At 44.7% G+C, this 15459-nt stretch carries 12 protein-coding genes; 10 read left to right on the plus strand and 2 right to left on the minus strand.

Features of this window, described 5'->3' with window-relative positions:
* Window positions 1-118 precede the first annotated feature (118 nt).
* The gene (gene exaC, locus V6259_RS13480; RefSeq protein ID WP_341584964.1) at window positions 119-1636 is read left to right on the plus strand and encodes an acetaldehyde dehydrogenase ExaC; all 1518 of its coding nucleotides are present in this window, start codon (window positions 119-121) and stop codon (window positions 1634-1636) included.
* A 146-nt stretch (window positions 1637-1782) separates the two neighbouring features.
* On the opposite strand, the gene V6259_RS13485 is transcribed toward exaC, so the two are convergent.
* Entirely contained in the window at window positions 1783-3342 is a 1560-nt protein-coding gene (locus V6259_RS13485) for an alanine/glycine:cation symporter family protein (protein ID WP_341584965.1), read from the minus strand.
* A 9-nt stretch (window positions 3343-3351) separates the two neighbouring features.
* Entirely contained in the window at window positions 3352-3792 is a 441-nt protein-coding gene (locus V6259_RS13490; protein WP_341584966.1) for a universal stress protein, read from the minus strand.
* A 631-nt stretch (window positions 3793-4423) separates the two neighbouring features.
* On the opposite strand from V6259_RS13490, the gene V6259_RS13495 reads away from it, so the two are divergent.
* The 9 genes from V6259_RS13495 to V6259_RS13535 all read left to right on the plus strand — a co-directional run bounded on the left by V6259_RS13495 (window position 4424) and on the right by V6259_RS13535 (window position 15451).
* Complete coding sequence (locus V6259_RS13495; protein ID WP_341584967.1) at window positions 4424-5806, plus strand: L-serine ammonia-lyase; 1383 nt, start codon at window positions 4424-4426, stop codon at window positions 5804-5806.
* 60 nt (window positions 5807-5866) lie between these two features.
* Window positions 5867-7117 carry a sarcosine oxidase subunit beta family protein gene (locus V6259_RS13500; RefSeq protein WP_341584968.1) on the plus strand — a complete coding sequence of 417 codons (1251 nt, stop codon included), beginning with the start codon at window positions 5867-5869 and terminating at the stop codon, window positions 7115-7117.
* A gap of 12 nt (window positions 7118-7129) precedes the next feature.
* A complete protein-coding gene (locus tag V6259_RS13505) occupies window positions 7130-7426 on the plus strand; it encodes a sarcosine oxidase subunit delta (protein WP_341584969.1) in 297 nt (98 codons plus the stop codon).
* A complete protein-coding gene (locus tag V6259_RS13510) occupies window positions 7423-10440 on the plus strand; it encodes a sarcosine oxidase subunit alpha family protein (protein ID WP_341584970.1) in 3018 nt (1005 codons plus the stop codon). Before V6259_RS13505 ends, V6259_RS13510 begins: the two co-directional genes overlap by 4 nt.
* Entirely contained in the window at window positions 10433-11065 is a 633-nt protein-coding gene (locus tag V6259_RS13515) for a sarcosine oxidase subunit gamma (protein WP_341584971.1), read from the plus strand. The genes V6259_RS13510 and V6259_RS13515 overlap by 8 nt, the downstream gene beginning before the upstream one ends.
* Window position 11066: 1 nt before the next feature.
* The gene (purU, locus tag V6259_RS13520; protein ID WP_133010260.1) at window positions 11067-11933 is read left to right on the plus strand and encodes a formyltetrahydrofolate deformylase; all 867 of its coding nucleotides are present in this window, start codon (window positions 11067-11069) and stop codon (window positions 11931-11933) included.
* A gap of 256 nt (window positions 11934-12189) precedes the next feature.
* Window positions 12190-13764, plus strand: a complete 1575-nt coding sequence (locus tag V6259_RS13525) for an inorganic phosphate transporter (RefSeq protein ID WP_133010261.1) — start codon at window positions 12190-12192, stop codon at window positions 13762-13764.
* A gap of 177 nt (window positions 13765-13941) precedes the next feature.
* Window positions 13942-14733, plus strand: a complete 792-nt coding sequence (locus V6259_RS13530; protein ID WP_133010262.1) for a hypothetical protein — start codon at window positions 13942-13944, stop codon at window positions 14731-14733.
* 97 nt (window positions 14734-14830) lie between these two features.
* The gene (locus tag V6259_RS13535; protein WP_133010263.1) at window positions 14831-15451 is read left to right on the plus strand and encodes a LysE family translocator; all 621 of its coding nucleotides are present in this window, start codon (window positions 14831-14833) and stop codon (window positions 15449-15451) included.
* The last annotated feature ends 8 nt before the right edge of the window (window positions 15452-15459 follow it).

Consider the following 15459-nt stretch of genomic DNA (forward strand, 5'->3'; position numbering starts at 1 on the left):
GACAAGTTTTTATCTTGAGTTGTTTCTACAGTGGAGGTGAGAGAAATTAATTATTTCTAAGCCGTATTAAAAAGCACTGCAAAACTCATTACAAAAACAACAAGAGTGGAGATAGATTATGATTTATGCAAAACCAGGCAGTACGGGTAGCGTTGTTACATTTCAACAGCAATATGGAAACTATATTGGCGGAGATTGGGTTGCGCCAGTAAAGGGCCAGTATTTTGATAATGTTAGCCCTGTTACTGGTGAAGTTTTTTGCCAAATTCCACGATCCTCAGAAGAAGATATCAACCTTGCCTTGGATGCCGCCCATGGAGTTCGCGAAGCGTGGGGTAAAACATCGGTTGCGGCGCGCTCTAATATTTTGCTTAAAATAGCGGATCGAATCGAACAAAACCTAGAGCTATTAGCCGTAGCAGAAACTTGGGATAACGGTAAAGCAGTACGTGAAACTTTGAATGCGGACATTCCTTTGGCCGTCGATCATTTTCGTTACTTTGCTGGTTGTTTACGAGCACAAGAAGGCACCGCCGCTGAGCTAGATGAACACACAGTGGCATATCATTTTCATGAACCTTTAGGGGTAGTTGGTCAGATTATTCCTTGGAACTTTCCGATCTTAATGGCCGCTTGGAAGTTGGCTCCTGCATTGGCAGCAGGCAATTGTGTGGTGCTGAAACCTGCAGAACAAACCCCTGCGTCTATCCTTGAATTAGCGAAACTGATCGGTGATTTATTGCCTGCTGGGGTGTTAAATATCGTCAATGGTTTCGGTAAAGAGGCGGGTCAAGCACTGGCGTCCAGCAAACGTATTGCGAAAATCGCGTTCACTGGTTCAACCCCAGTGGGAGCTCAGATTTTGCATTGTGCCGCCGAAAACATTATTCCATCTACCGTTGAGCTAGGCGGTAAGTCTCCTAATATTTATTTTGCTGACATCATGCAGCAAGAAGAGTCCTACATCAGTAAATGTGTCGAAGGTTTGGTGTTGGCTTTCTTTAACCAAGGGGAAGTGTGTACTTGCCCATCTCGTGCCTTGGTTCATGAGTCTATTTATGACGAATTTATCAAACTCGTTATTGAGCGTACCAAAACCATTCAACGTGGCGACCCATTAGATACAGACACTCAAGTAGGCGCTCAAGCATCGAAACAGCAGTTTGATAAAATCCTGAGCTATATGGATATTGGTAAAGAAGAAGGTGCTGAGCTATTGATCGGTGGCGGTGTGGCGACAGTACCGGGCTTTGAAAACGGCTTCTACATGGAACCGACCTTATTCAAAGGCACCAATGACATGCGGGTATTCCAAGAAGAAATTTTTGGCCCAGTAGTGAGTATTGTTACCTTTAAAGACGAAGCAGAAGCCTTGGCGATTGCCAATGACAGTGAGTTTGGTCTGGGTGCTGGCGTTTGGACTCGTGATACGAATCTAGCGTATCGCATGGGGCGTAATATTCAAGCAGGACGAGTCTGGATGAACTGTTATCACCAGTATCCAGCGCATTCAGCATTTGGTGGTTATAAAAAATCAGGTGTGGGTCGTGAAACTCATAAAGTTGCGCTCGAACATTATCAACAAACGAAAAACTTGCTAGTCAGTTACGATATTAACCCGCTAGGATTTTTCTAACATTCTCTTGTCTATTAACCCCCTTTAGACAACTTTAGGGCCCTTCGGGGCTCTTTTTTTTGCATAGCGTTAACGAAAAAACCCCAAAAGAGGCGACTCTTTTGGGGTTTAATGGATTCAATAAAATAGTGTTTTATCGAAACCTATTACTTCTTGATGTCTTTGTATTTCTTAATCTCACCGCTTTTTAGGCGCGCTAGGTAAGAGGTTAATTCTTTTCTTACGATAGGCATCAAGCAGTACAAACCGATGATGTTGGCAACCGCCATGGCAAAGATCGCCGCGTCAGAGAAATCAATGACAGGACCTAAGCTAGATGCCGCACCAATAACAACAAACAAACAGAAGATGATCTTAAAGGTCAGCTCCATTTTTTTGCTTTCACCAAACAAGTAAGTCCATGCTTTTAAACCGTAGTAAGACCAGCTCAACATGGTTGAGAAAGCGAATAAGATAACAGCAATAGCAAGGATGAAGGGGAACCAGCTGATGGTTGAACCAAATGCGGCAGACGTTAATGCTACGCCTGATGAGCCATCGGCAGTCAGGATAGCGCCACTTTCGTTTAGGATATAAAGCCCTGTTTGTGGATCAGATACCAATTGGCCAGTGATGATGATCACAAGGGCGGTCATAGTACAGATCACAACCGTATCGATGAATGGTTCAAGCAGAGACACAAATCCTTCGGTAATAGGTTCGTTTGTTTGTACCGCTGAGTGAGCGATCGCAGCAGAACCAACACCAGCTTCGTTTGAGAAAGCCGCGCGTTTGAAACCTTGAATCAAGGCACCTACTAAACCACCTGCAACACCAAGACCAGTGAAGGCGCCGGTAAAGATTTGGCCAAATGCCCAGCCAATTTTATCAGCATTGAAGATCAAGATAACCAAGGCTGCGCCTACATAAAGGATACCCATGAACGGCACGACTTTATCTGTAACGCGAGCAATCGATTTGATTCCGCCAACAATAACGATGAATACAAGAGAGGCAAAGATAACCCCAGTGATCCAGCCTGGGTAATTACCGATAACTTGTGTCAACTGTGCGTGTGCTTGGTTGGCTTGGAACATGTTACCGCCACCAAGAGAGCCCAAAATACAGAACACTGCAAAGATACCAGCAAGCAATTTACCGCCAGGGATGCCTCTTTCAGCAAACCCTTTTGAGATGTAATACATAGGGCCACCAGACACGCTGCCGTCTTTGTATTCATTTCGGTATTTCACACCTAAGGTACACTCGGTGAATTTCGATGCCATACCGAGCAAGCCGGCAAGAATCATCCAAAAAGTAGCGCCAGGACCACCAATAGAAACCGCAACGGCCACACCAGCAATGTTACCCAACCCTACCGTACCTGAAAGTGCCGTAGCGAGTGCTTGGAAGTGACTGACTTCACCGGCGTCATTTGGATTTGAGTAATCGCCTTTGACCAAAGCAATAGAGTGCCCGATGCTGCGAAACTGAACAAAACCAAAATACAGTGTGAACACACTGGCGCCTGTTACCAACCAAAGCACAATCCAAGGAAAGCTGGTTCCTGGAATCGGTGCAAAGATCAGTGCAACGAACCAACCTGTAGCGGCACCAAAGACTTCGTTTACCACAGCATCAATACTTTCTGATGCTTGTACCGTGGAGCTTAGACTCATCAATAGCAAAGAGGCCAAGGCAGTTATTAATATCGTAAATTTTTTCATAGCAGCTCCTCAGCTTACAACGGTCACGGGTACGTTCGCACTCATAACAAGATGTGCAGTTACGCTACCAAATACGCGTGAGCTCAAGCCGTGTTCAGTGGAACGAGCCACGACAATTTGTTCTGCGTTAGTTTCTAGGGCAACGCTGTTTAGTAGTTGTGCGACCTTGCCGTGCATCACACGACCATGTCCTTTAATGCCTGATTCTTCGAGAGATTTGAGCGCTGGTGCAATAACGCGAGAATTCGCGTTATTTAGCTCTTCTTGGCGGTTTTTCTTACGAAGAGCGTTTTCTTCCGTTGTTTGGAAAGTATAAGGAGACCACTCAACGACACATATTAACTCTAGTGTGCATTCGTCTCCGATTAAGGTGGCTAGTCGCTTAGCATAAGAAAGCGCGCGATTGCCTGCCTCACTTCCATCTACTCCGACAATAATAGTTGCTGACATAATAAATCCTCTTCCTTTGGTGTGAAGGGTAAAAAAATCATAAATCCTTCGTGACGCTTGTATCTACTATACAAACATATAGCAATAAAGTTCATATTTTATGCTCATTGTGCACAAAAAAAGGTCATTTTTTGTTATTTTATAAAATATTGAGTTTTTATTGATCAAATAGTGAGTTTTTTTAAACCAAAAATGACCTGCCATTATCGCTGTGAAAAACGTGCTTTTCCTAAATACGAGACCTTGAATATTAGTCTTAGAAAATGATTTAGCAGCCTTCTCTCGGATTTCTAAGTGTAAAAAACAGAAATTTGAGGACAAAAGAGAGCCCTAGTAAGACTTGTTTATTGATTTGGGAGTATGGAGACATAAAAGTGTCGCTTTCAGGTAAACGAGTTATCGGGGGGCAACACACAATATCGACTTAAATAAAGTACCTTTTTGGAACAATCAAATGATCGTGTATTTCGCATTAATCCTTGTTTTTAGTTTGCTACGAAATACGTGATATCAGAAAAATTTGGTTGCTCTCTAGACGAGTCTTTGTTCTTGTACTGATACAAAAATAACAACTCATCAATATTAGCTTATCGCTAATTTTGCATTTTAGATAAAAGTAGAAGGCAAGTTCATGGCAATCAGTATGTTTGATCTTTTTAAAGTAGGTATTGGCCCATCCAGTTCACATACAGTGGGTCCAATGGTGGCAGCGAATCAGTTTGCTCACCAACTTGAGACATTACATTTAATGTCCAAAGTCGCGCACCTAAAGATCGATTTGTATGGTTCTTTGGGTGCAACGGGTAAAGGGCACGGTACCGGTAAAGCGGTATTGATGGGTTTAGAAGGGGCGCTCCCGGATGTGGTTGACCCAAGTATTATTGATGGCCGTGTGGCCGACATAGAGTCCAGCTCATTGATCAAGCTGCTGGCCAAACAAGTGGTCGCGATCGACGTGCAAGCTGATTTGATTTATCACCGTATCGACCGTCTTGATTTTCATGCCAATGGCATGGTGTTAGAAGCCTTTGATGTAGATCGGCGCTCTTTACACCGATCGACTTTTTATTCGGTTGGCGGTGGTTTTATCGTTCAGGAAAATGAGCAGGGTGACGTCGAGCTAGTGGAAGATAGTACCGTCTTGCCTTTTGAGTTTCACAGCGCAGAAACCTTAATTGGTCTGTGCAAAACCCATGATATGAGCATCGCTCAGATCATGTTGGAAAATGAAAAAGTTTGGCGTAATGAGGCCGCGATACGAGAAGGCATTCTAGGCATCTGGAAAATTATGGAAGAGTGCGTTAAAAATGGCATGCGAAATGAAGGCATTTTACCTGGCGGATTGAAGGTAAAGCGTCGCGCGGCCAGCTTGTATCGTGATTTATCCAGTAAAACACGCATGGACATGATTACGCCTTCTCTGGGCGCGCTGGATTGGGTGAATTTGTATGCTTTGGCGGTGAATGAAGAAAATGCCGCCGGTGGGCGCGTTGTGACAGCACCAACCAATGGCGCAGCGGGCATTATTCCGGCCGTCTTGCACTATTACTGGGAGTTTTGTCCGCGTTCTAGTGAAGATGGCATCATAGATTTTTTCTTGACTGCGGCAGCGATTGGCATGTTGTTCAAAGAAAATGCGTCTATTTCTGGTGCTGAAGTGGGCTGTCAGGGCGAAGTGGGTTCAGCGTGTGCGATGGCCGCGGCTGGATTGGCCGCCGCGACAGGTGGCTCCCCTGAGCAAATTGAAAATGCAGCAGAAATAGGAATGGAGCATAACTTAGGACTGACCTGTGACCCGATAGGTGGTCTCGTGCAAGTGCCGTGTATCGAACGCAATGCGATGGGAGCGATGAAGGCGATTAACTCTGCTTCCATGGCGATCCGAGGTGACGGTACTCATTACGTTTCCTTAGACAAAGTGATCCGAACGATGCGGGATACGGGCCGCGATATGAACGATAAGTACAAAGAAACCTCCCGAGGAGGGCTCGCTGTTAATGTCATTGAGTGCTGATCTTATAGGTCAGTAACAATCAATTTTAGAACTGTGTCATCGAGATTATAGGATGGTGTTATGAGTCGTTATTCAGTTTTTAGTCTGTTTAAACATGCGTTAAGTCATCATGAAAATTGGCAGAAAGTATGGCGCAATCCGACTCCGAAGGATGTCTATGATGTGGTGATCATTGGTGGAGGAGGGCACGGTTTAGCAACGGCTTATTATCTTGCTAAAGAGCATGGTATTACCAATGTTGCCGTGGTTGAAAAAGGCTATTTAGGCGGAGGAAATACCGCCCGTAATACAACGATTCTTCGTTCTAATTATCTTTGGGATGAAGCGGCTCATTTATTCGAACACTCGATGAAATTGTGGGAAGGCCTGAGCCAAGATTTAAACTATAACGTGATGTATTCACCACGGGGTGTGTTGAATCTTGGTCACAACTTACAGGATATGAGAGACATTGAACGTCGCGTTAATGCTAACCGACTCAATGGTATTGATGGCGAGGTATTAAACGCCAAACAGGTGAAAGATATTTGCCCATTATTGGATTGTTCAGATCGCGCTCGTTACCCTGTTTTGGGTGCTTCTTGGCAAGCTCGTGGCGGTGTGGCACGCCATGATGCTGTCGCATGGGGGTTTGCTCGTGCGGCAGATTCGCTGGGTGTTGATTTGTTGCAGCAAACGGAAGTCATCGGCATTCGTCGTCATGAAGGCGCTGTATGTGGCGTAGAAACCAATCAAGGCTTTATTGCGGCGAAGAAAGTGGCCTGTGTCACTGCGGGTAGCTCGTCGTTATTGGCGAAGATGGTGGGTATGGAACTGCCTATTGAGAGTCATCCATTGCAGGCGTGCGTATCTGAGCCGATCAAACCGATTTTAGATACCGTCGTAATGTCCAATGCAGTACATGGCTATATGAGTCAGTCGGATAAAGGCGATTTAGTCATCGGTGCCGGCATTGATAGTTATACCGGATATGGTCAGCGAGGATCTTTTCCAGTAATTGAGCATACTTTAGCGGCCATTTGTGAAATGTTCCCTGACGTTAGGCGAGTGCGAATGAACCGCGCTTGGGGTGGGATTGTCGATACGACACCGGATGCTAGCCCGATCATCTCCAAAACACACATTCCAGGTTTGTATTTTAACTGTGGCTGGGGAACCGGTGGATTTAAGGCAACGCCTGGGTCTGGCAATGTATTTGCCCATACCATCGCCAAGGATGAGCCGCATCCGCTGGCCAAACCTTTTAGCATCGATCGCTTCCATTCGGGGCACCTTATTGACGAACATGGCGCCGCAGGTGTGGCTCACTAGGAGATCTGTTTTATGTTGCATTTATTTTGTCCTTATTGTCAGGAACTCCGTGAAGAAGACGAGTTTCATTATCGTGGCCAAGCGCACATTGTTCGTCCTAAAGGCCCTGAGTCGTTGTCGGATAAAGAGTGGGGGGATTACTTATTTTTCCGTCATAACCCCAAAGGCATTCATCATGAAATGTGGTACCACGTCAGTGGTTGCCGACGTTTTTTTAACGTCACTCGTAACACCGTTACTTATGATATTTACGAAACCTATAAAATAGGTGAAACACCAGCAGTAACCGCTAAGGAAGAGACGGAATGAGCCAGAAAAATCGCTTAGCCCAAGGGGGCCGTATTGACCGTAATAAAGTATTAAACTTTAGCTTTGCTGGTCAGACTTATAAAGGTTATGAAGGGGATACGTTAGCCTCGGCGCTATTAGCCAATGGGGTAGACGTAGTGGGTCGTAGTTTCAAATACTCTCGTGCGCGCGGTATTACAGGCCATGGTAGTGAAGAGCCAAATGGCGTAATTCAATTGGGCAGTGGTGATTCTACTGTACCCAATGTGCGGGCGACACAGCAGGAGTTGTATGCGGGTTTGGTCTCAAATCCGGTGTCGGGTTGGCCAAACGTAAATTTCGACTTGATGTCTTATTTAGGGAAAGCCGGTGCCATGATGCCGTCGGGATTTTACTACAAGACTTTTATGTATCCACAAAAATTGTGGATGACTTATGAGCATTTTATTCGTAAAGCCGCGGGGCTTGGTAAGGCGCCAACAGCGCCGGACCCAGATACCTACGATAAGCTAAATCAGCACTGCGATGTGATGGTGGTGGGGGGTGGACCAGCGGGCTTGAGTGCGGCTTACGCTGCCGCAAAAACCGGTGCTAGGGTCATTATTGCCGATGAACAGAATGAAATGGGCGGTCATTTATTAACGTTTGATCAAACGATCAATGGCTCGTCTGGAAGCTTATGGTTGGCAGAAATCGTCGCCGAACTGAGCGCTATGAGCAATGTGAAGGTCTTGTGTAAAACGACGGTAATGGGCTACTTCGATCATAATTTCCTAGTGGCTATCGAGCGTCGTACTGATCATCTTGGTGAGCGTGCCGTCTCAGGAACGCGTCAACGTTCTCATCGGATTCGAGCTAAGCAGGTAATTTTAGCGGCAGGCGCCCAAGAGCGGCCATTAGTCTTTGCCAACAACGATGTACCTGGGGTGATGTTAGCGTCTTCAGTGACGACTTATATTAAGCGTTACGCGGTGGTTCCAGGTCACAAATTGATTGTTTCTACTGCCAATGACAGTGGCTATTTAGCGGCCATAGAATGGTCCAAGGCAGGTCGTCATGTGGTGGGTATTGCGGACTCGCGTACTGATTCTGATGGCGCACTAGTGGCTGAAGCCAAGGCGCTAGGGATTAACGTATGGTTTGGGCACGGGGTGACGGAAGTGAAGGGTGGCCGTCGCGTCTATACCGCCTCTGTAGCACCGATTAGTGTTCAAGGCGATCGGGTAACGGGAGACACTCAGCATTATGATTGCGATACCGTGGCCACTTCAGGTGGTTGGAGTCCTGTCGTGCATTTAAGTTGTCATACAGGATCTCGCCCGGTTTGGTCTGATGACATTATTGGTTTTGTGCCGGGTAAAGCCTTACAGGCGCAACACTGTGTGGGCTCTATTGTCGGCGATCATCAATTAGCTGATTGTATTAATAATGGACTGGAAACCGGCAGCAAAGCGGCGGCGCAAGCAGGTTTTGGCGAAGGTGAATTGCTGGTGGCTAAACCGTCGGTTGAATGGTTGGCAGAAGGCAAGGCGCAGGCTTTGTTTTTAGTACCACATAAGAAAAATATTAGCCGTGCGCCTAAGCAGTTTGTTGATTTGCAAAATGATGTCACGGCGGCTGGTATTGAGCTGGCAACCCGTGAAGGTTTCGAGTCGATTGAACACGTTAAACGTTATACCGCCATGGGCTTTGGTACTGATCAAGGTAAGCTTGGCAATGTGAACGGGATGGCGATTGCCGCTCGCTCACTGGGTAAGAGTATCGAAGAAACTGGCACAACGATTTTTAGACCGTCTTATACCCCTTCTACGTTTGGTGCCTTAGCGGGTCGTGATGCAGGTTCATTGTTTGATCCTGAACGCTACACAGCGATGCATCAATGGCATGTGGATAATGGCGCTTTGTTTGAAGATGTTGGTCAATGGAAACGTCCTTGGTATTACCCGAAACCGGGTGAAACCATGCAGCAATCATTAAACCGTGAGTGTTTAGCGACACGAAGCAGCGTGGGGATTTTAGACGCTTCTACCTTGGGTAAAATTGATATTCAAGGCAAAGATGCGCGCGAATTTTTGAACCGAGTTTACACCAATGCTTGGTCTAAATTGGCAGTAGGCAAATGTCGCTATGGTCTGATGTTAAAAGAAGATGGCATGATCATGGATGATGGGGTCACCTCTTGTTTAGCGGATGATCACTTTATTTTGACAACGACAACAGGCGGCGCTGCCAACGTATTGGAATGGTTGGAGTTATGGCACCAAACGGAATGGCCTGAGTTAGATGTCTTTATGACATCAGTAACGGACCATTGGTCAACCATGACCATTTCAGGGCCAAATGCGCGCAAAGTTTTAGCCAAGGTCTGTAATGATATTGAGCTAGATAAAGACGCCTTTAAGTTTATGGATTGGCGCGATGGCACAGTAGCAGGCGTTACCGCGAGAGTGTTCCGTATCAGTTTCACGGGCGAATTGTCTTATGAGATTAACGTGCCAGCAAACGATGGGATGTTCGTCTGGGAAGCCGTAATAGCGGCCGGAGAAGAGTTTGGTATCACGCCTTACGGTACCGAGACGATGCATGTACTGCGTGCTGAAAAAGGATTCATTATCGTTGGTCAAGACACGGATGGATCAGTGACGCCTTACGATATGGACATGGGATGGTGCGTAGGTAAAAACAAAGAATTTAGTTTTATTGGTAAGCGTTCTTTTGATCGTTCGGATACGCAAAAAACAGACCGCAAGCAATATGTCGGATTAAAAACGAAGAACAGTGATGAGGTGTTACCAGAAGGCGCGCAAGCCGTTTGGGATCCAAAACAAGCGATTCCGATGACCATGGTGGGCCATGTGACCTCAAGTTATTACAGTGCAGTAGTGGGACGTTCGATCGCACTGGCGGTGATCAAAGAAGGTCACAGTCATAAAGGGGAAACCTTGTATTTTCCTCTAGCCGATGGCCGTGTTATCGAAGCAGAAATTTGTGATTATGTGTTTTACGACCCAAAAGGAGAGCGCCAAAATGTCTAATTTAACGACCTTTGACTTCTCAGCGCGCGCTGAAAATACGCAAGGTGCGACACGACGTGAAACCCCCTTGCATCATATTATCCACCCTAACGTAGAGACGGCGAAAGTGGCTTTCAACGAAGTGGCGTTTTGCGCACAACTGACGTTAAGAGGCAATCCTGACAGCGCAGATTTCTTAGCTGGTGTGGAAAAAGCCTTAGGAGTTGCTCTGCCGTTAACGCCATTAAGCAGTCATGCATCGGACAGTTATTATGTCTTCTGGATAGGCCCAAATGAATGGCTTATTTTAGCGCCAAATTTAGCACCAGCAGCGGTAGAAGCTTCGCTGCGTGCTGAGTTGACCGGTCATTTTGCGGTGGTTGATGTGTCAGGTGGTCAAACCTTGATGACGCTTTCAGGTGAGGCGATTCGCGAGGTGCTGCAAAAAAGTTGTGGTTATGATGTGGAAGCGTGTTTTCCTGTCGGTAAGGTGGTAACCACGCATTTTGCCAAGGCCACCGTTGTGCTTCATCACCAAATAGAAGGGACATATTTGATGGTGGTACGCCGCAGCTTCGCAGACTATGTCTGGCGTTGGCTAGCGGATGCATCAGCAGAATTCGGTCTTATGGTAAAAGGAGCTTAGTATGCCTCGATTATCTGGGAATTTTATTATTACTGCCAGCTGTGGAAGTGAAATCGGTACTGTAGATGTACTGACTCGTTTTCTGTTCGATAAATGTTGCTACGTGGTCGATGTTCAATCTTTTGATGATCAATTTAATCGTCGTTTCTTTATTCGAGCGGAATTTAAATTCCAGCCTGAAAACGAAGAAGCCTTGGTTGCTTTTCGTCAGGAATTTGATGATCGAGCTAAGTCCTTTGATATGAAATGGGACATGTTCGATGCGGCGACACGCCCTAAAGTATTGATCATGGTGTCGAAATACGCCCACTGTTTGAATGATTTACTTTATCGTTATCGCACGAATCAATTGAAAATTGATATCCCTGCGATTATCTCGAACCACCCTGATTTGGAAGAATTGGCGAAATGGCACGGTATTCCTTACTACCATTTCCCCATTACGGCAGAAACTAAGGTGGACCAAGAAAAGAAAGTGCGCCAGGTGATGAAAGAGACCGATTCAGAATTGGTGGTGTTAGCGCGATATATGCAGGTTTTATCACCGGATATGTGTGATTTTTTAGAGCATAAAGCAATTAATATACACCACTCTTTGTTGCCAGGTTTCAAAGGGGCCAAACCCTATCATCAGGCACATAATCGTGGTGTTAAATTAGTGGGCGCAACTGCCCACTATGTTAACAATGATTTGGATGAAGGCCCTATTATCGAACAAGTTGTTGAACCCGTGGATCATACTTATTACCCTGAGGATATGGTGGAAAGAGGGCAGGATGCAGAGTGTATTGCCTTGGCGCGAGCCGTTCAGCTGCACTGTGAGCGAAGAGTTTTCCCCAATGGTAATCGAACGGTCGTTTTTCGCTAGATTATCCTTTTAAATAAGTGCCTGAGAGGGCACTTTTTAAATGGATAATGGCTGACATAAAAATGTAATATTTCTAGGGTTTTTATATTATGTACCTCAGTGTAGAATGGCGCCGGAAAGCATTTCATGAAAGAAATGTGACAGGATGAACTAAGAGCCAAATTCTAATATTGCTAAGGTAGGCATTTCTCTTTTTGCTATATTGGGTTCAGTGAAAAGCGGTTTGGTATAGATTAATCAGTAAAGATGAGCCTCTATGGATCTTACAAATAACCCGAAAGAAGAAACTACCCTATGGGGTGGAAACGAACTAATTCGTGTCTTGATAGCCTTGGCTTTCATTTTCGTCGCTGGCTTTTATGCTTCATGGCAAGGCATTGGCGTTTCTAATCTTTCAATTCTAGCGATTGCTGCTGCGATTGGTGCTTATATGGCACTCAATATCGGCGCCAATGACGTTGCTAATAACGTTGGTCCAGCGGTTGGTTCTAAAGCTCTATCAATGACTGGGGCCATTTTAATTGCCGCATTATTTGAAGCGGCAGGTGCACTGATTGCTGGTGGTAGTGTTGTTGGCACCATAAAAAAAGGCATTATCAATCCAGATGCGATCGCCAACGCAGAGACATTTATTTGGATCATGATGGCCGCTCTTCTTGCTGGCGCAATTTGGCTTAACCTAGCGACATATTTAGGCGCTCCAGTGTCAACAACACACTCTATCGTTGGTGGTGTGTTAGGGGCTGGTATTGCGGCTGGTGGCTGGGATATAGCGAACTGGAGTCAGCTTCTTGCTATTGTCGCAAGTTGGGTTATTTCCCCTGTTTTAGGGGGGGTGATTGCGGCGCTATTTCTCATTTATATTAAGCGCTCCATTACTTACAAAAATGACATGATTGCTGCGGCCCAAAAGACGGTGCCTTTATTGGTCGCTCTTATGGTTTGGGCTTTTTCTACGTATCTAATTCTTAAAGGTCTTAAGCACCTTTGGAAGCTGGATATCATGACAGCGGGATTAATTGGTTTTGCAATTGCATTGACGGCTTATTTCCTAGTCCGTCCTATGGTTAATAAAACCGCAGCCTCTTTGAAAAATAACAAAGATGCGGTGAATAGTTTATTTACTATTCCATTGATTGTTTCTGCCGCGCTACTAAGTTTTGCACACGGTGCAAATGATGTAGCTAACTCGATTGGGCCTTTGGCTGCCATTAATGACGCATTAATGACTGGGGCTGTTTCGAGCACCGCACCGATTCCTCTTTGGATCATGGCTGTTGGTGGTATTGGTATTGCAATTGGCTTGGCTTTGTTTGGCCCTAAACTCATTAAAACAGTGGGTTCTGAAATTACCGAGCTTGATAAAACTCGCGCTTTTTGTGTCGCGATGGCGGCATCTATTACGGTTATCATTGCGTCGCAACTGGGTCTTCCAGTCAGTTCAACGCATATCGCAGTTGGTGGTATTTTTGGTGTAGGCTTCCTACGTGAGTACTTGAAAGAGTCTTATGAAAAGAAAATTGCAGCGATTATTAAGCATTCTCAAAAAGCAGGTCTTGGTATTGAAGAAACGCAATTATTTGTGAAACGCTTTACTGAGGCCGACGTCGAGAAAAAACGTCTTATTCTTAAAGAGTTGAAAGCAGCAAGTGATGCTTCTCCAATTTCTAAAGAAGAGCGAAAAGGGCTTAAAAAAGCAACCAAGAAAGAGTTAGTAAAGCGTTCTGCATTAATTCGAATTGCGGCGGCTTGGGTTATTACGGTACCTGCTTCGGGTATATTAGCCGCTATGTTGTTCTATATGCTTTTAGGCTTCTCTGTTTCTCGTTAAAATTTTGATTCATATCTACTAAAAGGCCAGTTTAACTGGCCTTTTTTGTGTCTCTAATCTCCGCTCTATGCTATAAAAAAGTACGGCTTATAAACAATTCATTTGAAGGTATTTGTAATCCTGACTTTAACTCAAAATATTAACGCTATTTTTCATTGAAAGAGTAAATCTTAGAGTATGACCGTTGTAATCATTTCTGTTCTTTTGCTGTCCATTGGCGGGTTCATAGTATTTGCTATTGTTATCCAGCTTAAAGAGCAGGCACGTTTAGAAAAAGTCAGAAAAATAGCGGCTTTGAATAATCATGTTCGTCAAGTACGCCGTTACTTAGATGACATACCTCCTCAATATCAACCTAAAGATATGAGGCTTTGGCTTTTTTCTCGTTTAGTGTCCTATTACGATGATTTGCTCGCAGTACAGCCTGATGCAACGATTACTCGACGTCGTAAGTTCCTTGTAGAAGAAATGTCTGAATTTCAAACGAGTAAGCTAAAAAGACGAGCCAAACCCATTAATGATGAGTTACTGATTTTAGGCCTAAAGCGTTTATTTGAGTCTTTTCATCTTTTTCTTAAACAATCAGAGAAAGATAAAACATTAAATCATGACGTGTCTGCTCGTTATTTAGGTTTAATCCAGTTTTATAAATACAAGGTAAATGCAGATTTTCATGCTTACGTTGGTCGTCAGTCTTTCCTATCAGGAAACTATGATAAAGCGATAGAAAACTATAAAGCAGCCATATCTCAGCTTTCTCCAATTAGAGAGACAGCAGAAGCAAAAACGACGATAAAACAATACAATAGCCTCATTGCTGAAATTAAAGATACGCTATCAATGAAGCAAACAGATGGTGCAGATGGCTCGACAGAAGATAAGAAAACAAAACCTACAGAAGATGGATTAAATCGTGAATGGGATAACTTCATCGATGACACGGGTTTTAAGAAAAAGAAACATTTCTAGACTGAATCATTCCTGTTATTTTTATACTCTTGGCGTCTTACTGTAAAGTCCTCAGTAAATCGACGATATTTTATTTATAAGTTAGTAAGGATACTGTGTGAACCTAGCTCTTTTATCTGCTTTTATTCCAACTTTCTTCTTTGTCTCTATCACGCCTGGAATGTGTATGACGTTAGCCATGACACTCGGTATGACCATAGGTGTGAAACGTGCGTTATGGATGATGCTGGGAGAGTTAACAGGTGTTGCAACCGTTGCTACCTTGTCAGCCATTGGTGTCGCGGCTTTATTACTTAATTATCCGACGGCCTTTGTTATTCTTAAAGCGATTGGTGGGCTTTATTTAGCGTATATCGGCATTCAGATGTGGCTATCTAAAGGAAAAATGGCGATAAAAACAGAAGAACATAAAGGGGCTCCAGCCACATCATTTGAGTTAATTTCTCAAGGTTTTATTACGGCCATTGCCAACCCAAAAGGGTGGGCGTTCTTTGTTGCATTGTTACCGCCTTTTCTTGATTCTTCAAAACCGTTAGCAAGTCAGCTGGCTGTGCTAGTGGCGATTATTCTCTGCCTTGAATTTAGTTGTTTGATTATTTATGCAACAGGTGGGCGAACATTGAGGTCGGTATTGATGAAGAGTGGCAATGTACGCATTATGAACCGTGTAGCCGGCACGTTAATGATTTGCGTAGGTGGTTGGCTGGCCATGGGCTAGTGAGCACC

The sequence above is a fragment of the Marinomonas sp. TI.3.20 genome (assembly GCF_038155025.1).
Classification (GTDB): Bacteria; Pseudomonadota; Gammaproteobacteria; order Pseudomonadales; family Marinomonadaceae; genus Marinomonas; species Marinomonas flavescens.